Genomic DNA, 3,022 nt, shown 5'->3' on the forward strand with positions numbered 1-3,022 from the left:
ACCCGCACCTTCGTCAGCTTCCATCGCCAGCGTCTGCTGCTTCATCCTGTTCTGCCTTCCTTATCCACTCCGCTCTATAACGCTCCGAGTAGCTATGCGGTGGACTTGATCAGCAATGCCTTAACGCTGCATACGAGGAATACGCGGCCGATGCGCGTCACGAAGAAATCGCGCATCGCGTGGCATGGGCGGCAGTCAAGCGGCGTTACGTCAAGGGCGGCAATGAGTGGATAGCGCGCCGCTGATCCGCCGGATAGTGGCGCTCCTGCTGCCGGTCAAAGCCCTTTGTGCTGTACAGCCCGCAGGCCCCCAATCCGGTTGACTTGCGTCAACGCTGCGGTCTCCCGCCTACCCGGACTGGATTCAGTCATGCGCGAAGACATCTTTTGCGTGCCGATGGAGTCAATGCGATGAACTACCGCAACTTGCTGGTCCATCTGGACGATAGTCAGGCAGCGCGGCAGCGCCTCGAAATCGCGTTGCGCGTCGCCCGGCAGTTTGATGCGCTATTGGTGGGGCTGGACGCCACCCCCATTCCGGATCCTCACATATTGTCCGCGATACCGGGCGCGGCCAGCATGTACGCGGAAGTAATGCGGCAGAGCGATCAACAGCGAGCGGCTTTGCGTGATCTATTCGACGCCGCGTGCCGGCACGCAGAGGTCGCCGGCCAATTCCGATGCCGCGACGCCAGCGACATGCGTAGCATCGTACGGTACGCGCGTCTGGCTGACCTTATCATCGCCGGCCAGTCGAACCCGAACGCCTCCGAAACATACATCCACGATCACGTTGGCGAACAGCTGATGATGACAGCAGGGCGACCCGTGCTCTTCGTGCCCTACACGGGCGTATTCCCGAGCGTCGGCAACCGCATCCTGATCGCATGGGATGGAAGCCGCGAGGCGACCCGCGCCATCCACGACGCCCTGCCGTTCATTTCCCGCGCGCGACAGAACATCCTCGTGACGGTGCATGGACCGGCGGACGCGCCGCTTGGCGCGCGCATTCCGGGCACGGACATGGCACGTACGCTCGCCCGTCACGACGCGGTCATCGACTTGCTCGAACTCGAAGGCGCCACCGGAGAGCGCGTTGGAAGCAAGTTGCTGTCGTGCGCGCAGGCTCATGGCAGCGACCTGATCGTGATGGGTGGATACGGTCACGCGCGCTGGCACGAAGCCGTGTGGGGCGGTGTTACGCGCGCGCTGCTGCAATCGATGACTGTCCCGGTTCTGATGTCGAACTGAATCCGCGCAGTTTGCGTGAGGTACGCCATGTTCGCGAATACCGTCGTTCGCTCTGGACATGATTCGCGCGCCCAGTCTCGGACTCCGCGATGTGGCGCAATGCGTGCGTCAACGGTCGAACGCCTTTCGGATTGACCTGCGTCAGGTGTGCATCTTGCCGCGCGGTGCCTCGCACAGCACGCGTTCGCATCAGATCCGTATCGCCGTTGACATGCATCAACCGAACTGGCGCGCGAGCCCCTACGATGAAACCGTGCGTGAAGTGCAGACGGGGCTCAGCATGCTTAAACGGATCTTGCTAATAGGATTTCTCGCACTGCCGGGCTCGTTCGTCGTCGTGTCGCTCGCGTGCGTTCATCCTCGCGTTCGCGCAAGGTTGGCCGAACTCGCATACGCGCCGCAGTTGCTCGCTCGTGTGAACAGACGTATTGCGCCGTCCACATTCTTCGAACGTGGCGGCGTGAACAAACGCATTTGAGTTGCACGGCGCGGAGGTTACACGATGAAACACAGATGGCAAGGCGGACTGCTGGCGGCCACGGCAGGACTTATATTCGCCGCAGCGCTTCCGCGCGCGGCAACGGCGGAAGAAGGCACAACCCAGACGGCCCCCGACAAGCCTTTCTCGGGCACCAGCGTCACACATGCGAACGCGGTCGTGTTCGCGATAGATGCCGGACGAAACAGCATGACACTCCTCGAAGACAACGGTGAACCCGTCGACGTGGTGGTCGACCCGAGTATCGGAGACGTGCAAAAACTGCGGCTGGGCGACACCGTCGCCGTCACGTTCAACCGCGCGCTATTGCTGCGGGCCGACAAGTCCAACTCGAGTGGCATCCGCGAGCGCGTCGATAAAGGGTTCACGACCGGCCCATCGCTCGGCGCGTCCCTTGCCGTACACCGGGTCGAGGCAGTGGTTACCGTCGTGCAGATCGATCGCGGCAAGCGTCAATTGACGTTGCGCGGACCGACGCGCACCGTTGTGCTGCAGGCGTCGTCAGACGGTTTGCTCGAAGGGCTCGAAGCGGGCGACAGCGTACACGTCGACTACGTCGAGGCGACTGCGGTTCAGATCACGCGAGACGGCGCTCCGGTACGCTGAACGCGTCCCGCAATCGCAGTAACAGAGCGCGGACTCGAAAGTAGCGACCCGGGGCTCGCGCAATATGTGCTGCGCGTCTACAACTTTATGGCAGCGGGCCTCGTGCTGACGGGCGTCGTTGGATACGTCGGGGCGGTGAGCGGATTGTATGCATCAATCGCCGCCACGCCTTTGTTCTGGATCGTGCTGCTCGCCCCGCTCGCCCTCGTCTTTTTGCTGAGCGGTCGCCGTTAGGCCGGCTGTCGCGCGCCCCAAACGGGGGCGGTGCGCGAGCAACAGGCATCGTGCTGTAGCGCCGTCCTCCATCAAAAGGCTTCTATGAAAGCCGGCCGTCCGCCTCCTCACTTCGGACCCGATCGTGGAGTTCCTATCGCTGTCAGATTTCGAGAACCAGGTCACGGACCATGTCAATGAGCTCTATGAACGAGGACGCGGATTCCCGCGCATCTCCTCCCGTTTTAGCGACGTTTCCAAAACTTCGGCAGACGACGCTATATAGCGACGCGCCCATTCAATGGCGTCACCTTCAGCCATTGCCTTGGGCATTGCTGATCAAGTCCACCGCATAGCTACTCGGAGCGTTATAGAGCGGAGTGGATAAGGAAGGCAGAACAGGATGAAGCAGCAGACGCTGGCGATGGAAGCTGACGAAGGTGCGGGTTTCGAG

4 protein-coding genes are annotated in these 3,022 nt (G+C 61.8%); all 4 read left to right on the top strand.

The window, feature by feature from the left end; genetic code table 11:
• Nucleotides 1-167 precede the first annotated feature (167 nt).
• The 4 genes from ACLFKU_RS42915 to ACLFKU_RS42930 all read left to right on the top strand — a co-directional run bounded on the left by ACLFKU_RS42915 (nt 168) and on the right by ACLFKU_RS42930 (nt 2,589).
• Nucleotides 168-245: a ChaB family protein gene (locus tag ACLFKU_RS42915; RefSeq protein WP_410853283.1), complete on the top strand. Its 78-nt coding sequence runs from the start codon at nt 168-170 to the stop codon at nt 243-245.
• Nucleotides 246-410: 165 nt separating this feature from the next.
• Nucleotides 411-1,250 (top strand): universal stress protein, encoded by an 840-nt coding sequence (locus ACLFKU_RS42920; RefSeq protein WP_410853280.1) that lies wholly within the window; start codon nt 411-413, stop codon nt 1,248-1,250.
• 502 nt (nt 1,251-1,752) lie between these two features.
• Complete coding sequence (locus tag ACLFKU_RS42925; RefSeq protein WP_410853281.1) at nt 1,753-2,355, top strand: hypothetical protein; 603 nt, start codon at nt 1,753-1,755, stop codon at nt 2,353-2,355.
• Between the two features lie 66 nt (nt 2,356-2,421).
• Nucleotides 2,422-2,589: a hypothetical protein gene (locus tag ACLFKU_RS42930; RefSeq protein ID WP_410853282.1), complete on the top strand. Its 168-nt coding sequence runs from the start codon at nt 2,422-2,424 to the stop codon at nt 2,587-2,589.
• Nucleotides 2,590-3,022 lie beyond the last annotated feature (433 nt).

The sequence above is a fragment of the Paraburkholderia sp. EG304 genome, assembly GCF_046543485.1.
Classification (GTDB): Bacteria; Pseudomonadota; Gammaproteobacteria; order Burkholderiales; family Burkholderiaceae; genus Paraburkholderia; species Paraburkholderia youngii.

Coding starts and splice junctions, on each gene's coding strand:
- ACLFKU_RS42920 (WP_410853280.1), top strand. CDS start 411: ATGAACTACCGCAACTTGCTGGTCCATCTGGACGATAGTCAGGCAGCG.
- ACLFKU_RS42925 (WP_410853281.1), top strand. CDS start 1,753: ATGAAACACAGATGGCAAGGCGGACTGCTGGCGGCCACGGCAGGACTT.